This window comes from Vibrio sp. 1978, from assembly GCF_033344345.1.
In genome coordinates, this window is sequence record NZ_JAWPOP010000032.1 from 1 (window position 1) to 15,071 (window position 15,071).

General features: G+C 41.9%; 15 protein-coding genes and 2 pseudogenes. 4 read left to right on the forward strand and 13 right to left on the reverse strand.

The features are described 5' to 3' along the window. The coding region (locus R8N49_RS21595) for a transposase (protein WP_169643946.1) at positions 1-143 on the reverse strand (143 nt) is incomplete at its 3' end. Between the two features lie 580 nt (positions 144-723). On the opposite strand from R8N49_RS21595, the pseudogene R8N49_RS21600 reads away from it, so the two are divergent. From R8N49_RS21600 to R8N49_RS21615, 4 genes and pseudogenes are all read left to right on the forward strand, one after another. Continuing rightward, positions 724-1,634, forward strand: a pseudogene (locus R8N49_RS21600) (hypothetical protein). After that, a complete protein-coding gene (locus tag R8N49_RS21605) occupies positions 1,624-2,094 on the forward strand; it encodes a hypothetical protein (RefSeq protein WP_017821094.1) in 471 nt (156 codons plus the stop codon). Before R8N49_RS21600 ends, R8N49_RS21605 begins: the two are co-directional and overlap by 11 nt. Positions 2,095-2,442: 348 nt before the next feature. Further along, positions 2,443-3,291 carry a hypothetical protein gene (locus R8N49_RS21610; protein ID WP_222133138.1) on the forward strand — a complete coding sequence of 283 codons (849 nt, stop codon included), beginning with the start codon at positions 2,443-2,445 and terminating at the stop codon, positions 3,289-3,291. A 9-nt stretch (positions 3,292-3,300) separates the two neighbouring features. Continuing rightward, complete coding sequence (locus tag R8N49_RS21615) at positions 3,301-4,737, forward strand: hypothetical protein (protein WP_222133135.1); 1,437 nt, start codon at positions 3,301-3,303, stop codon at positions 4,735-4,737. Positions 4,738-5,103: 366 nt separating this feature from the next. Here the strand turns inward: R8N49_RS21615 and R8N49_RS21620 are convergent, their stop codons facing one another. The 12 genes and pseudogenes from R8N49_RS21620 to R8N49_RS21675 all read right to left on the reverse strand — a co-directional run bounded on the left by R8N49_RS21620 (position 5,104) and on the right by R8N49_RS21675 (position 14,997). Next, positions 5,104-6,228 carry a GGDEF domain-containing protein gene (locus R8N49_RS21620; protein WP_181387656.1) on the reverse strand — a complete coding sequence of 375 codons (1,125 nt, stop codon included), beginning with the start codon at positions 6,226-6,228 and terminating at the stop codon, positions 5,104-5,106. Between the two features lie 341 nt (positions 6,229-6,569). Further along, a pseudogene (locus R8N49_RS21625) lies at positions 6,570-6,704 on the reverse strand (type I restriction-modification system subunit M N-terminal domain-containing protein); the annotation flags it as partial. A gap of 20 nt (positions 6,705-6,724) precedes the next feature. Further along, a complete protein-coding gene (locus tag R8N49_RS21630; RefSeq protein WP_102424391.1) occupies positions 6,725-7,678 on the reverse strand; it encodes a nucleotidyl transferase AbiEii/AbiGii toxin family protein in 954 nt (317 codons plus the stop codon). A 1-nt stretch (position 7,679) separates the two neighbouring features. After that, a complete protein-coding gene (locus R8N49_RS21635) occupies positions 7,680-8,084 on the reverse strand; it encodes a DUF6088 family protein (RefSeq protein ID WP_222133134.1) in 405 nt (134 codons plus the stop codon). 188 nt (positions 8,085-8,272) lie between these two features. Then, the gene (locus R8N49_RS21640) at positions 8,273-8,866 is read right to left on the reverse strand and encodes a tyrosine-type recombinase/integrase (RefSeq protein ID WP_005391099.1); all 594 of its coding nucleotides are present in this window, start codon (positions 8,864-8,866) and stop codon (positions 8,273-8,275) included. Positions 8,867-9,053: 187 nt separating this feature from the next. After that, positions 9,054-9,689, reverse strand: a complete 636-nt coding sequence (locus R8N49_RS21645; protein WP_031847521.1) for a recombinase family protein — start codon at positions 9,687-9,689, stop codon at positions 9,054-9,056. 121 nt (positions 9,690-9,810) lie between these two features. Continuing rightward, positions 9,811-10,110, reverse strand: coding sequence for a hypothetical protein (locus tag R8N49_RS21650; RefSeq protein ID WP_017788968.1), 300 nt, complete (start codon positions 10,108-10,110; stop codon positions 9,811-9,813). Between the two features lie 18 nt (positions 10,111-10,128). Continuing rightward, positions 10,129-12,909, reverse strand: coding sequence for a conjugal transfer mating pair stabilization protein TraN (traN, locus tag R8N49_RS21655; protein ID WP_017788967.1), 2,781 nt, complete (start codon positions 12,907-12,909; stop codon positions 10,129-10,131). Positions 12,910-12,999: 90 nt separating this feature from the next. Further along, entirely contained in the window at positions 13,000-13,557 is a 558-nt protein-coding gene (locus R8N49_RS21660) for a FlhC family transcriptional regulator (RefSeq protein ID WP_001277754.1), read from the reverse strand. After that, entirely contained in the window at positions 13,547-14,167 is a 621-nt protein-coding gene (locus R8N49_RS21665; RefSeq protein ID WP_000128321.1) for a hypothetical protein, read from the reverse strand. Before R8N49_RS21665 ends, R8N49_RS21660 begins: the two co-directional genes overlap by 11 nt. 150 nt (positions 14,168-14,317) lie before the next feature. Beyond that, the gene (locus tag R8N49_RS21670; RefSeq protein ID WP_077672958.1) at positions 14,318-14,566 is read right to left on the reverse strand and encodes a hypothetical protein; all 249 of its coding nucleotides are present in this window, start codon (positions 14,564-14,566) and stop codon (positions 14,318-14,320) included. 89 nt (positions 14,567-14,655) lie between these two features. Next, positions 14,656-14,997, reverse strand: coding sequence for a hypothetical protein (locus tag R8N49_RS21675; protein WP_017788955.1), 342 nt, complete (start codon positions 14,995-14,997; stop codon positions 14,656-14,658). Positions 14,998-15,071 lie beyond the last annotated feature (74 nt).

Sequence of the window (15,071 nt, forward strand, 5' to 3'; positions counted from 1 at the left end):
CGAGGTCTGCCGCGCTTGCCTTGTTTGTTTTGCTTCCACTCGGCTATCGCTTCCTCATCAATCCAAAAGGTCAGAGAGCCACGGTTTATTAAGGCTTTGTTGTACTGCGTCCAATTAGTTGTTTTGTAACGAGGTTTAGGCATGAGGCTACGACGATTAATGGGTGTAGCCGATCAGATCGTAGCTTCTTGATTTAGTTCCATCGATTTAAGCAACAAAGCCGATATCAAAAGTCAATTTGAAGGTTTGGAACGTAGTGGATATCGAATCATAAAGTCGGGAAAATCAGTAAACATAGAAACACCATTACCTCAAATATCAATCGCAGAACAGAGTTTTGACTCAGTATTGGAAGAAATTAGTATCGCACTAAATAAAGCCCAGCAGTTGCATTCGTGGATGGTAAATCACCCTTCTGTGTGACGTTAAAGAAACGATGCTCAGGAAAACTTATATCTAGAGGCTTGCTGATGGGGCATGAAACACAGAAATGCCCCAAAAAAGAACTGGAATAAATACTCTACAAAATTTGGTTCGTACGTTTTACCCTACGAAAAGTTATCCGATTGAATGTAACTCAACACTATTGAGCCTTCATTGTGCTTGTTTGATTAGTCAAACTGCCTATTTAATTGGTTAAATCATCATGCAATCTTGTTGGGGATGATAAATCACTGAAAATATTGTTATTATCCTTTTTATTTATCAGTAAAACCGACTCCCATGAGATATGAATCCTCTCCTGTAGCCCCAGAAGAAAGACAAGAAACCACTAGAGAACGAGCAGCACGTCAACGCTGAGAACGTCAGGAAGAGCTGAGATCTACCGCGAACGATGAGAAACGATGGGCTGAAAATAGCGAGCGCGTTCTTGCTGAACGCAAAGCGGTCCAACAAGCTTACGACCTAACAGAAAAAGAATGGAACGATGATTTACAAAAGCAAGCTAAAGAATATCAGTGGGACACCTCTCAACAAGAGAACGTGAGTATTGCGGTACTGACTGTTGAAGAAGGTAACGAGTATTTAGACTTGCTCATCAAAGACTCGCATGGACAACTTTCGAACGGCAAGGACTACACTGGCGTAGGCATGGGGCTTAAAGGCGCTTATGAGGTCGCTAAAGAGCTTGGCGGTTGGGGGCAACCGCTAAAGCTGTCAATATCAATGGTGTAATGAATATTGTGGTTGAGAACTACAAGCCTAAATATTTAGACCTAGGTATCCGTTGGCAAGAAGCAACACCACAAATGCTTAAAATTGGTCATGCTCTAAATACTGTTCAAGGCAATGTCAGTTTCTTGAAAGGCAACATCTATGTTGAACTTGTGTTTAGTGGTGCGGTTAATGCGGTTGACTACATTCTACATGATGAAAAAACGCTAGGTGAAGTGGTCGGCCAATTTACAGCGGATATATCTAAGGGCATTGCCGCAGGAGTTATCGCTCAAGGAATAACTATTCTGGGAGTCGCAACATTAAGTACGGTACTTGTTGTGCCAACCGCTCTAACACTTGGTATTTTCGCTGTTACTGCGTTTATTGTAGGAAAGGAAATATCTAAACTAGATGACCAATTTAAATTTACGGAACCGATGAAGAATCAAGTAAAGAAAACTATTAATGATTTCTAATGAAAAATTTAACCGAAGACTAAAGATAAAGCGTTGGCTTAAAGTGATGGCTAGTTGGCCTCTTATGGTTTTTATGGTGTGGTTGAGCTACAGCTCAATTAATGAGTTAATTAGCATTAACAACTCAATCGGTATCATTCCTAAAGTAAAACTAGCAGGTTTAGTGAACAATGTTGCTTCTTTTGTAGGCCTTCTAATATTTGGTTTTATAGCGATCATTCCCATAGCTATGCTACACAGGTCAACAGAACTATTACTAAAAGTACCATTTTCGACAAAAACAGGGCTATATTCTATAGCGATAATAGTATTAAGTTCTATTGCCTCTGCCATATGGTTAGATAACAACACGAGAGAAAAAATAAAGCAATATGACTATATTGAATGTACTTCTGAACAAGAACTTACATTAAAATCCTCAAGTCGGACGTATGTTTTAGACCCTAGTTCGTGCGATTAAATCATCTTTCAAGCTCTTGGCACAAGCACCCTGCTAGCGTATGTACATGTCATGCGCTAGCTCTCAATACTTGAAGTTATCCATTAGTTGCTAATATTCTATTTGTCGTAACGCATTTTTGTCCATCAATGTGTCAGCGAGATCTTGGCTGGCATGAAAATGCCACACTTCTGTTTATGAAACATCAGATTTACTCGATTCCGTTTATCAATATATAAATAAACAATGACTATGCAATCATGTGGTTGCATAATGAATTGCCTTTCAGGCCAAATCGCTAGACGTATACAGCTGCTAAATCCGGAATCAAAATCTTACTACTAATTAAATTAAAGGCTGACTATTCATATGTTTAATCACGATATCAAAAAGCAAGCTATCGCAGACTTAGAACGGGCAGATCGCCAATACAAACTATCTATTGAAACGGTTCAAAAATCGTCAGTAGCGTTATTCGAGCTCCGCCAGTATTGCAGTACAGAGCTTATCGTTGAGTGCGAAGATTTCATTAATACCCTGGCAAACTCTCCTAAAGAGTTCGAAAAATCATTCGGTGAGTACAAAGCTCAGGTAAAAGAATTTAAGAACGTATTGGAACAAATCGAGCAAGAGGTCATGGACGCCAATCTTAAAGCCGGTGGAACGGCTGGTGCCGGTATCGCTGCGGGTGCTGGCGTAGCTGCATTTGCCCCAACGGCTGCTATGGCTATTGCGACGACTTTCGGTACAGCATCAACAGGAACGGCGATTGCTTCACTAAGTGGTGCTGCAGCGACTAACGCAGCTCTCGCTTGGCTAGGCGGTGGTGCGCTTGCAGCTGGCGGTGGCGGTATGACAGGTGGAAGTGCTTTGCTTGCACTCGCGGGGCCAGTTGGTTGGGGTATTGGCATCACGGCTTTGGCTGGCGGTGGCCTGTTAGCTCGTAAAAAAAACGGCGAAATTGCCAGAAAAGCAAAAGCTCAAGAAAAAGAAATCAGAGCGCATAAAGCGCAACTGGATGTTAGTGCAACAGAGATCAAACGATTGATTGACTTGACCAAGCAACATTCACAAGGCATGAAAGACATTCTTAGCTCATTAGTGAATGCGGCACCGTTAGATTACAACCGATTTACTGAAGAGCACAAACTATCACTGGGAGCACTCATCAACCACATTCGCTCGCTGTCTGAGCTACTTAACAAAAGCGTTAAATAGGTAAACTCTATGAGCGTTGAGAGAAATAGTGCCGTCACCGATCAGATTTCAGGCGCCTTTGTCGATAATATCAACCAAGCTCGTCTGTTTGAGAAAGGGATTGAGCTCGATAAAGCGCAGGCTGCCTTTAATCTAGCGCAGGCCCAAGTAGATAAGGTTCGAGACTTCATCAGCAACCCTGATGGGATCTTAGGGTCGGAGGCAACGAAGCACGGTGAAATAGCTGAGCAAGTTGAGGTAGGAATACGTAACGCAAAGGCAGCTTTGGCAGGAATATCTGCAGATGATTTACCAGCAGATATTGATAGTGTAGCACGAACAGGCCCAGCCGATTATTTGCTGAACGATACCGAGGTCCAGTCTAAGTTTATCAACGGTGCCAACAACAACCTGAAACACGTATTAGACCACATGGAAAAATATCCGGATTTTGGAAGAGACGGTTCGTTCTACCATATCCCTAAGGATACACATGAGCTAATCGGCAAAATTATGTCGGGAGAAAATGTTGATGGGCTATCTCAAAGAAGCATAGATGCTATAAAGGCAAAGGTTGCAGAAATTGAAGAGCTTACAGGCCAACCGTTTAATTCAGTGGTTCAACCTGGCATTTCCGATTATGCAGAAGTGCAGCGTGGTGCGATCGATGACACACTGAATAAACACGAGGAAGAGCTACGCAAAGAAAGCGAACGACAAAAGGACCAAATTGAGAAGGAGCATGGGCCGTCGTTAAACGAGATGGGTAAAGCTGCCCTGATTGGTGGCGCAGTTGGTGGAGTGATTGCGTTCGCCTCGACAGCCTACGCGAAGTACAAATCGGGCAAAAACATTTTTGCGGGCGATTTTGACCGCGAAGACTGGAAAGAAGTCGGTCTTGATACGACCAAGGGCGCCGCGATAGGTGCTGTGTCATCAGCGGCAATCTATGGGTTAACTAATTACGCGTCAATGGCTGCTCCATTTGCAAGTGCTGTTGTTTCTGCAACAAAAGGGGTCAGTGTACTAACCAAGCAGTATATGGATGGTGAGATCTCCTTTGATGAATATATGAACTTGGGATTGGTCGTTTGTTCAGAATCTGCGATGGTTGGTATATTCACAGCGGCAGGGCAGACACTCATTCCGGTCCCTGTACTTGGTGCGGTGATAGGCTCAATTGCAGGCAAATTGTTTGTTGATATGGCGGGTTCTGGAAACAGTAAGCTGGCTAACGAGCTTAAAATCTTGATGTCTGAGTTCACTAAGAAACTCGATGCTATTTCGCTCCAGGCCTTGGAACGAATCAACAGAGAGTTTGATGAATTGGGTGATTTAACGACCGCAGCTTTCGAACCTAAAAACAATAGATTGGACAGCAGTGTAAAGTTAGCCAGAGCATACGGAGTATCGGAGTCCCTGATAATCAAGTCATCCAGTGAGTTAGATGACTTTATGCTGAGTTAAGATGAAAGAGGCCTGTTTAGGCCTCTTTTGCTATCTTTGCGAGCAACCCACTCATGAGCACATATCGAGCTTCCTGTGCGATTCATTAGAATTAGCACAGTGTATAGAGTTTTTTCCATATATTTTCTCATCTAAACAGAATACATATTGCTCCTGTTTGTAAAACAGAATTGTCCAAAAATGTTTACAGAGCCAAGCTTTGGGACAAAAGCGCCTTAGAACATCCACTCTAAAACATGTATGCCCCAAACTATTTTATAAGGTGTCTTCCATTCGATAGATTTAGCTAATTGGTCTAAAGGTGGCAATAATGCGCAATGCAATTGTATTTGCTAGTTGGAAAGTAGAGCGTTTTTGGGGCTGCTCCTAGAAACCATTAGCTGATACAACAACATTACGACCACTATTTTTTGCTTTGTACAGAGCAGCATCGACCTGTTCTAAATAAAGTTCGACTGTATCTCCACGTTGAGGAACATAACTGAACACCCCAATAGAAGTTGTAATTTGATGGGATATACCAATGTCTTCGCTAGAGATAGTAATAGTTTCAATATTCCCACGAACTCTTTCCGCTAACTCTAGGATTTCAGGACTTGATGACCCAGATACGACCACTAAAAACTCTTCTCCTCCCATCCTGAAGGAGAAATCTCCAGCACGCCTGCAAAGCTTGGAGATTCTCATGCTAGCCTCAACAATAGCTTCATCTCCTTTAGGGTGACCAAGTCGATCATTGAGGGATTTAAAATGATCCAAGTCTATGGAAATGAAGCTGATTAAAGATTTTTCCCTGATAGCTCGTTGAATCTCATTGGGGATTATCTTATTAAAATAACGGCGATTGAAAAGACCTGATAATTCGTCAGTAATAGATAACTGCTCTAACTTTCTATTTGCTGAACGTAGTTCTCCTTCAACCTTAATACGTATTTTTCTCTCTCTAATTAATTCGATTGCTTGGAAAGAAAGCTCATCATACATACCTAGAATAGTATCAATGAGAATACGAATCGAACCACTCATATGTTCATCGGCTATTTCTTTAGATTCAGAAAAGCTCTTACCTTCCATCATTTCATGAACAACAAAGCTCATCCTCTTATCATCATCCAAAATGTGAAAAGCAAGCCAGCGGATCAAAAACTGGATTATTTGCTCTATTACCTCTTGCCAAGAGTTAGCTGAATCCAATTGTCTGATTTTATTTACTTTTGGCAAGAATGAAGCATGGCTTGAGCGATGGGAATCGAGAAAACTTCCATCAGGAAAATACTTTTCCCAAATACTTTCTTCTGTAGAGAAGTGGTATTCTGCATATGCATAAAGTTTATTAAAAGCAAGATCGATATCAACTTTGTTGTCATTTACTATGGTGTTAGCTAACTGATTAAGTATTGAGACCAGTTCTTTGTGTTGGTTGTCAATAAGTTCAATACCTGTCTCAAAATTTTGATTCCACTGAAAAATGACAATATCTTTGCTCTGCATTAATCGAACCCACTCAATTTAAACTTGGCTGGATGAAAGGGTAATTTTACTGAATCAGCCCCAAAATCAAACGTATGCCAACTCTATGATACTGATAATCAGGTATTTTAACATGAAAAAGTTCACTAATCGGCAATAAGTCCATAGTAACAGTAAGGGGCTGTTGCCGAAGTTATCTGCTCTAGTGAGACTGGACTTCTCGTTAACCGAATTTTCAATACCTTTAGTTATTCTTGAGTTGCTAAATTAGTAAAATCACTGACCAGCATTGCCCCGAGACAGGTTTGACGAGTGGTTCGTAAAGTGCGGTTCGGGTTTTACGAACTGAGAAGCTTTTGTCCAGAAATGTACTTTAAGAACAGCATGGTTAAGATGAAGTCTTTGTAGATAGAGGGATCAACAGTGCCACGGAAGGTGTCACAGGCAGCCCATACGGCTTTGTTGATCTCATCTTGGTTGATTGGTGTGTGTGGCATTAAGTTGTTCTCGAGTAATGTTAAATTGTTTTAATTAGTGACGCTGCAATGCATTTAAAGGAGGCAAAGCAGGTATCAAAATCATGAGGTTCGGTGTTAAACACCATAGGAGTGACAAAGTCTTGAAAGCGATGGCGGAAAACAGGGTTTTCTTCAAGTTCTTGCAATCCGAGTTGTAGCTCTTGTTTTGGAGTGGCAACAAACTCTGCATGCTGATTACCAAAACGCACAATATCTTCTTCCAACACAGTTTTAAATAACGCTGTAAGTGCTGTCAGGTCGAGGTGTTCTGTCTGTTCTTCGGTCTTTAGAATGCAGTAAACATCATAGATATGGCGCACAAGAGTGGCATCATCCTTACGCTGTGCATCGCGCTTGACTGACATTGTGCGGCGCAACATTGATATGATTTTTTCAACCAACGTGGCATGGATAGAAACGCAATCAAACCCCTTCACTTCTGGTGGTTGTTTATACAGCTCTGCGACCAGTGATTGAATGCTACGAGGCTCTGCATCAAACAGTGGGATTGTCTCCATTAACTCCAGTTTGATAATGGGGCGAAGACATGGCGCTTGGCTAAACTGTTGCGGGTATCGGAGTTCCAACTCAACATAGCGATATTCATCACTTACACTACGCGCTTCAACCGTAAATCGCTCTGACCGAGTGATCGCCTGTTCAATACCGTTGATGCATGCCTTACGAGCTGCTTTCTTTTTTGCGCGGCTCAGTTCATCAAACGCTTGCTTAGGGATCAATTTAATGTCTACGTCTTCTGACATTCTCAGAATTTTAACGTTTGACTTTGCCAGAGCTGTACCGCCAGAAAAGACCATTTGGTGAGAGTCAGGCTTCACTTCTGCTAGCTCAGAAAGCAAGGCAACTACCCAGTAATCTTTTTCAATAATGGCAGGGTTTCCGAGCTCAAGTGCATCGGAAACCTCAAGAAACTGTTGCTTTAGTTTTTCCATATTAACTCGGTGAATTCAACACTCGGTTACCAACAACCAATTTGCGATTAAATTGTTTGGGATTCCATGAGTATTGAACGGATGATGGGATTTGGGTGCTTTCACCTGATAGGCTTTGCAAAGATAGGTTGTCCATCTCAAAATCGACGCCTTTCATCTTTAATATCTCGCGCATCAGGGCATCGCTCCCCCCAGGGTTCGTAGGCATGGGTTTGCCCGTTAAGCTGTTAATCCTTGCCTTGGTGTATAGACCATAGCCAAGCTTGATTAACTCACCTTTTGTGACTAGTTGCTTTAGCGCACGACCAATTTGATCGTAGCTAGCAAAGCCATCAAAGTCTTTGCGCTCAAACACATAACGTCTTGAACGCTTTATCTTTTGATAAATACGGTCAACGGCTGTCATTTGAACCTCCTAATTTCCTAAGTGTTCAGATTATAACTCAACCCTGTTGCCATAGGAATAAATACGGCACATGCATATGAGTAAATGCGACACTTGATCAGTTGATAGTTAGCATAAAGCATTGAAATAAATACACAATATTGATTAAACTCAAGATCGACATAACTTTAATTCAGTGTCTAACCTAGTTATGAGTCTATCCCTTCAGAGATGTTCAGCGCATCCTCTATCTCGACCCCCAAATATCGAATTGTATTATCTAGCTTCACGTGACCAAGTAACAGCTGAACAGCCCGAATGTTTTTGGTGCGAGCATAGATTAACGTCGCTTTGGTACGGCGCATTGAGTGCGTACCATAAAGATAAGGATCGTAGCCAAGTTCAGTTGCCCAGCGGCGAATAATGGTGGCATAGCAGCTATAACTCATTGGCTTACCTTGTTTGCGAGGGCTTGGGAAAAGATAATCTGGTGCAGATAATTGGCTGCGTATTAACCATTGAGTCAAGGATTGTGCTGTGCGGGAAGTGATCTCAAACTGTACCTCTCGACCAGTTTTGCTTTGGCTGTAAAGAACACGATCTTGAATGACGCCACCAGAAGATATATCTCTAACTTTCATTCTTAGCAAGTCACAAGAACGGAGCTTACAATCGATGGCGAGATTGAGCAGGGCCAACTCCATGATATTGCCTTCGATTTCTAGTCTAGTGCGAATTCGCCAGATGTCTTCGAGCTTGAAGGGCTTTTTCTGCCCAGTTAAGTGACCTTTCTTCGTCCACATAATTGACCTCCCGTCTAACTTTAGAAGTGGCCTTAATAAGTTTAGATGAGGAAATTGAATGGCTATGCAGTTAGGGGGCTGAAAAATATTGCAGACTAAAGTGGGTTAGAATCTTTGCTCTAGATGATAAAGGGGCATTTCTTGTTTAGGGGACTAGAGCCCATAAGGAACAGAAACGTTAAGCTTCTTATCCCAATGAACGCTCACTTGCTAACTTCTTAGCCACCCGAATTACCGTTCTAGTGGACACATTCGTCAATTTAGCGGTATCACTGATACTTAACCCATTGATAACTCTTAACTGATAGATTTTTTCATGAAGCTGGAGATCTGCTTGTCTTCCTCGATATTTTCCCTCTTCTCGAGCCTTCATGATCCCTTCAGCTTGCCGCCGCCGTCGATCTTGGTAATCTTTTCGTGCAATTGCAGCGAGCATATCCATCATCATCCCATTAATAGCCCTGATCATCGAACGAGTGAACTCGTCGGGAATGTGTGGCGCAAAAGCGATATGGCTAGTTGGTAAATCGATACTGATTACCTTAAGTTCCTTTTGGTTCAGCATTTCTTTTAATTTGAACCAACTTTCTTCATCAAGTCGAGAAAGACGATCAATTTGCTCTATTATGATCGCATCACCAATTGCAGCATCATCAAGTAATCGGAGTAATTCAGGTCTTTGTAATGAGGCTCCCGATTCATTCTCAATATACCAACCTGCTATTCGAAAGCCCTTTTGCTGTGCAAACTCCTGTAAAGCACCTTGAGCACGTTTTGCATTCTGATCAGAGGTTGATGCTCTTAAGTATCCAAAGATGTACATAAGCCCCTCAAAGTGACATTTAGATTATGATCTAAACAAGTGTGACAAATAGGTTATGACAAATCTACTTTTCGTGTCAATTTTTACGTGTGACTTATAAGTATACCTAAATGTCACATTATTAATCTTCTAACTTTGTGATTTTCCCCAACTCAAATGAACCATTTTCCAGCGCTTTCCATTCCAGTTCGTCTCCTTCCCCCCAACCAACTTGCTTCAATAAATCGTTTGGCAACTCAATAAATGCATCGCCTGTCTCTAAGTATTGAACGGCTACACGATAGCGAGCCTTCTGCTTACCCATAGTGCCTACCCTCCACTCTGAACGGGATTTGTCATAAATACGCTTTGTATATAAGAAGATCCCTCCAACAATAGCGATCACAGTTAACAAACCCATGAACCAAATCCAAAGTTCCATAATCCCTCTCCCCGAACTCTAATTACTTGCTCCAGTATCAATCAAAATTGAACTAGTACTCTCTCGTCGAATACGTTCTAAATCGACCCCATCAAGCCTTTTGTGTGTTCTTTCTACCGCATTCAAACGAGTGCCATCGGTATTAAAAATACTCCCAGCACCAGTTAAGCTATCAAGGTCAATCGCAGATGACTCTGGAAACTTACCATTCGCCTGTAACAATCCTAACCATTCATCGAGGTTTACTTGCTCCCAGTCAACCTCAGCCAAACGGTTCAAAGGAATGCCGTCACATTGAGGAGTCTTCGCAGAACCCCAACTCAACCCCAACTGCGGTCTGATTTGTTGCTGGATAATTTTTGATAATGGCGAACTGAAACAACAGTAAGTTTGGCGCTTCTCGATACAAGCACCAAGCACTTTTGTTTTGCAATATGACCCAACCTGATGGCAACTATTCAAAGCTCTTTTTGCATTAAGCTCAAATTCTTCTTCTTCACATTTCCACACAATCTGAATGATCATCATTGCCACGACGTAAGCGGTATATGCGGCCATAATGCCGCTGAGCATACTCGCCGCTTGTTCTCCGACTATTTGTTCCATCATCCCCTCGGGTGCATCAACAGCAACACCTGTGCTCCCCGTAGCAGATGCATTACCAAGAGCCTTACCTGTAATTTTGGCGATTTCATCCTTTAACGCTTGGATAGCCTCTTTAGCTAAGTCGGTTATTGGCTTAGTAAAGTTATCAATAGCACCTGTAATATTTTCCATATAAGACGTGAAAGGTTTCGTTATCTCTGTCCACCCACTTATAGCAGGATCACGGATAGCCTGATATGCACCTTTTATTGCACTGCCATCTTGAAGAGAAAGAATTGCACCGTCCAGTTTCGGCACTGACATGATAAGTGTGAGATAATCCCCCATCGATAAGCCGCTAGGCTTTTCACAACAATCCTGAGCGCCGCCAACCGCTACCTTACACTCGCCTTGATCACCGCTAAACGCTTTACAATATGTGTTGTTCTCTCCTGTAATATCTTCACAGCTCATATCCTGAGTCATGAACTGTGCCGCATTTAGCAATGCAGAAGCTCTTGCAAAATCAGCACTCTGAGTTTTGTTTATATCAAGGCAATCATCCCCCATACATCGGATTGGCCCACCACATGAATACTCGGTTTCTTTTTCTAAGCTAGGTACTTCTACATCGTAACCACAATCATATTTCTCTTCATGTACATAACAGTTACCTTGTGAGCCTCTCGCTCCATCAACACACTCTGAGCTAATGAAACCACATTGGGGGTTATCTTCATATTTTTTACACTGCTCAATATCTTGGTAATTTTCCAGACATTGCTCGTTGCCATCTTTATCGAACCAACAAGTTCCTTGCCCCTGGTTAAATGAACATTCTAATTGTGAGACATCTACTCGTGCAGCTAACTTCGGTACATTGGGCAAAGGCGGTTCACCAAGTAAATTATAAACAGGATCGCCTTTACATACTTGGAAGCCAGAAAGCATTACGCACGTATCATCATTAGATGGTGAAGCACTATAAGAACCCGTACAGAACTCCTCTAATGAAGCAATCCCATTCTCAATGCAACTTTGAGGCGTCCATCTATCGGAGACAACGGTAAGATTCTGCGCAAACTTTAAAAGTAAAGGCCCTGAGAAGTAATCAGCTAATGGTGTACCAATGCTCTTTACTTCCCCACTGTTGTGAAAAGAAAAAAGCTCTACTTGATTTGAAGCTAGTGCAGAGATTGCTGCTGACTTATTTCCAGCGGAATCATCGTTCCCCACTAACACAAGAACCTTTCGAATATCCCCTCCACGCCATTGGTAATGATTCGCAGCCCATGTAATAGCATCAAATGGGTAAGTAGGTGCGCTAGCTGCATTCACGCCATCTAGCCAAGTTTTAAAAGCGTTAAAATCCGGAGTCAATTCCACACGATTAAAGATATAATCACTGTGCCTGTAAACAGCACCTCCAAGCCTTAAATCATCACTACCATCTTGTGTTAGCAATTGAGCAAAAGCCCCTACGTTGTTCCTTAAATCGTGAATGACCCCACCCATTGAACCCGAATTATCAATAAGAAAGACAATATCAGCTGGCTCTGCGGCAATCTCTATCGTATGAGTGATAGCACAGTTACCTTTAGGCTTATACAGTCGGTCACATGTATAATAATCAGGCACATGTGACTTAATGGTTTTATCTTTGATAATGGTTTCAGCCGAACAATCCCCAAACCCCTCGGCTATTATGTCGATATTGTCGTAGGTCTCTCGGCTAAGATTCATCAACGGATCATTGCTGAAATCGGGCTTGGACTGGTTCGTGGCATCGAGGAGAACCTTATAAGCAGCTCCAGAAACCGAAGGGTTATCGCTGTTAGCATCATGCCACAGGGAGCTTTTAGTGTTGCTCCCTACATCATCCATCCCATCACTGGAGTCCCAGATATTTTTCAGCGCGTCCACATTAGGTTGTGTACCGTCTGCAAAATAGTCACTTAACGGATCATCGTTCTGGCCTGATGTGCCAGGGAAAAGATCATTCACATTGATGGCTTCACCGCCGCTAAAGTGAACATTGCCAGCCTCATATGAGGGCTGCTCAAACTCTGCGGCCATTTCAAGACCAAAATTTTGAGCTTCTCGACCAGTCTTAGCAGGATTTGTTGGTTGATTTGTATATCCGTGGGTTGGCAACAGTGACATTGTGACAATAAGCACACACGAGATAAACCTTGATGTGGGGTGATGAACCATAGACGATACCTCCGTTTTCAATGGTTCATGCTATTTCAGTATTTAAAATTCTTACGCACCTGTAATTGCCCATTTGGGGTGTATTTGGCATCAAACTGTCGTAATCGTTGCTTCTTTTTTTGTGCTACTAGCTTGTGGTGAGCTTAAGCAGAAAGGGCAATTCACAGATGTTCGTTGATTCACTGATGTAAAGTAATTGCACTTACAGCTAGGACATGTCTCTATCATCGCTTCACCAGACCGCAGCTCTTGGGCTAAACACCATGCGTCTGTAATATCTAGCATCTGCCAGCGCGCTCCATGCATACCAAGCGTTTCACTTCTGACTGCGCTGTAAAGTTTATACGCAGAATGAAGAGTATTGATGTTGATAGATCGCAATGCTGCTTTTCCTGTGATATTAAAATAGAGCTGCATTAGCAGTGATGCTTCTATCTTTGAGGTGTGACTATGGATAATTGTTGCACCACCACGAACTTTGTGGCTCTTCCTGCGGATCGTAAGTCCTTCATCTTTGAGTTCTTTGTATAATCTGCGAATCTGCTTATAAGTGAGCCCGGTTTCGATCATGATAATTTGGCTTATGTAGCCTATGAGTGCCATATTCCTAGCTATGCCCCATCGTGACAAGTTACTGTTACAGCTCATATCTGCCTCCAGTGCTTAAAGATTGTTGATGTTTTTTTAAGATGAGATGAGTAACGTGGCATTCGTCACTCTCCAGAATTTCTTTCACCAGTTCGGGAGAGAAACGGATTACAAATGGCATATCCTTGTCACAGGCTAAGCTACGAAGCTGGTTGTCGGTGGCTGCGGCCACCGATTTGGTTAGGGATGTAGTTACATCAAATATCTGGGCTGCTATGTCCGTATTGTCATGTGCTATTCGGCCCATGAGCAGCCAATAGGCGGAGCTGAGCCCAGCATCCTGATTATTTATAAGACTGACGTGATCATAGTGACCTTCTAGGTACTCGATGTAGTCCTTTTCACAACCAGAGAGTTTGAAGGAGATTATGGCACCAGATGACAACAGTTTGAGTTGACTTTCGCTTGCCGAAGCCAAAGCGGCCACAGTATCCAATGGAAGAGAAAATTGCTCGGAGACTTCTTTCGGATAAAGGCTAGACAGGCTTTTCAAAAGCGTCCATAGGCACAGATCAAATTCAAATACGTTTTCATTAAATCGGGCTACACCAAAACTCTTTTGAGCATGATCTATCATTTTCGGAATCAAGGAGCTGCTATTACATGTCATTGAAACGCTCTCCTCTATCAGTTTTTTCTGACTAAGCTAGGACGAGCAATAAACAGTGCTGTAACAACGGCCGGAAACGCTAGTGCATATAACCATTGCTTTGTCTCAATACCGCTGAATGTTACAGTTGCTGCTACACCCAGCGTATAACTAACTCCTACCCAATAAATTAACCTCTTCATTATTTTCATCCTTTAGTAATACGACAAATTTTTCACACCCTAGCTGTTCCAAATATTTTTTAGCTGTCTCAATTTTCAATTCGCGCCTACCTCCTCTTTTTGAAATAAGAATCTCAGCGTTAACTTCAATCTGAAAATAGTTTTTTCTGACTTCCCTCAGAATTACAATTTCAACTTTGTTCTGACGGAACATTTTTAATAAATCAACATGTTTCATAAATAACCTAGATATAAATTTATACTTTCCCGTTTGAGGGTCAAGTGGGAGATCAAAAAACACACATGATATTTTTTTATGAAATCATTTTATGGTCTTTTAATTTTATAGTCCGACCATATTTTGTCTCTTAAAACTAAGCATTCTTCATTCTCTTTCACTATGATGAGAAATAATTTCTCATACTCCTTTGAATACAAGAGAAAAGGATTCCGTCTTTGTCCAGCGATGATAGTCGCCCGAACATGTATCATCGACAATATAGACTCTGTTTTTTCCAACATAAGCTCTAGGGCTTTCCCGCTTACCACAATCACTTTTCCCTCATATTCAAGCGATACTCTTCCTACAAGCCAGGGACCTCTCCCCCTGATCATTTGTATTTTAAGTTCTTCAAGTAAATAACCTAAATCTCTATTTTTATTTATCATCTAAATTCCTCCACTCGCATTGACAAAAATAAATTCCATGTTAAATGTCAATTAGGGACATCTAAATTAATAGA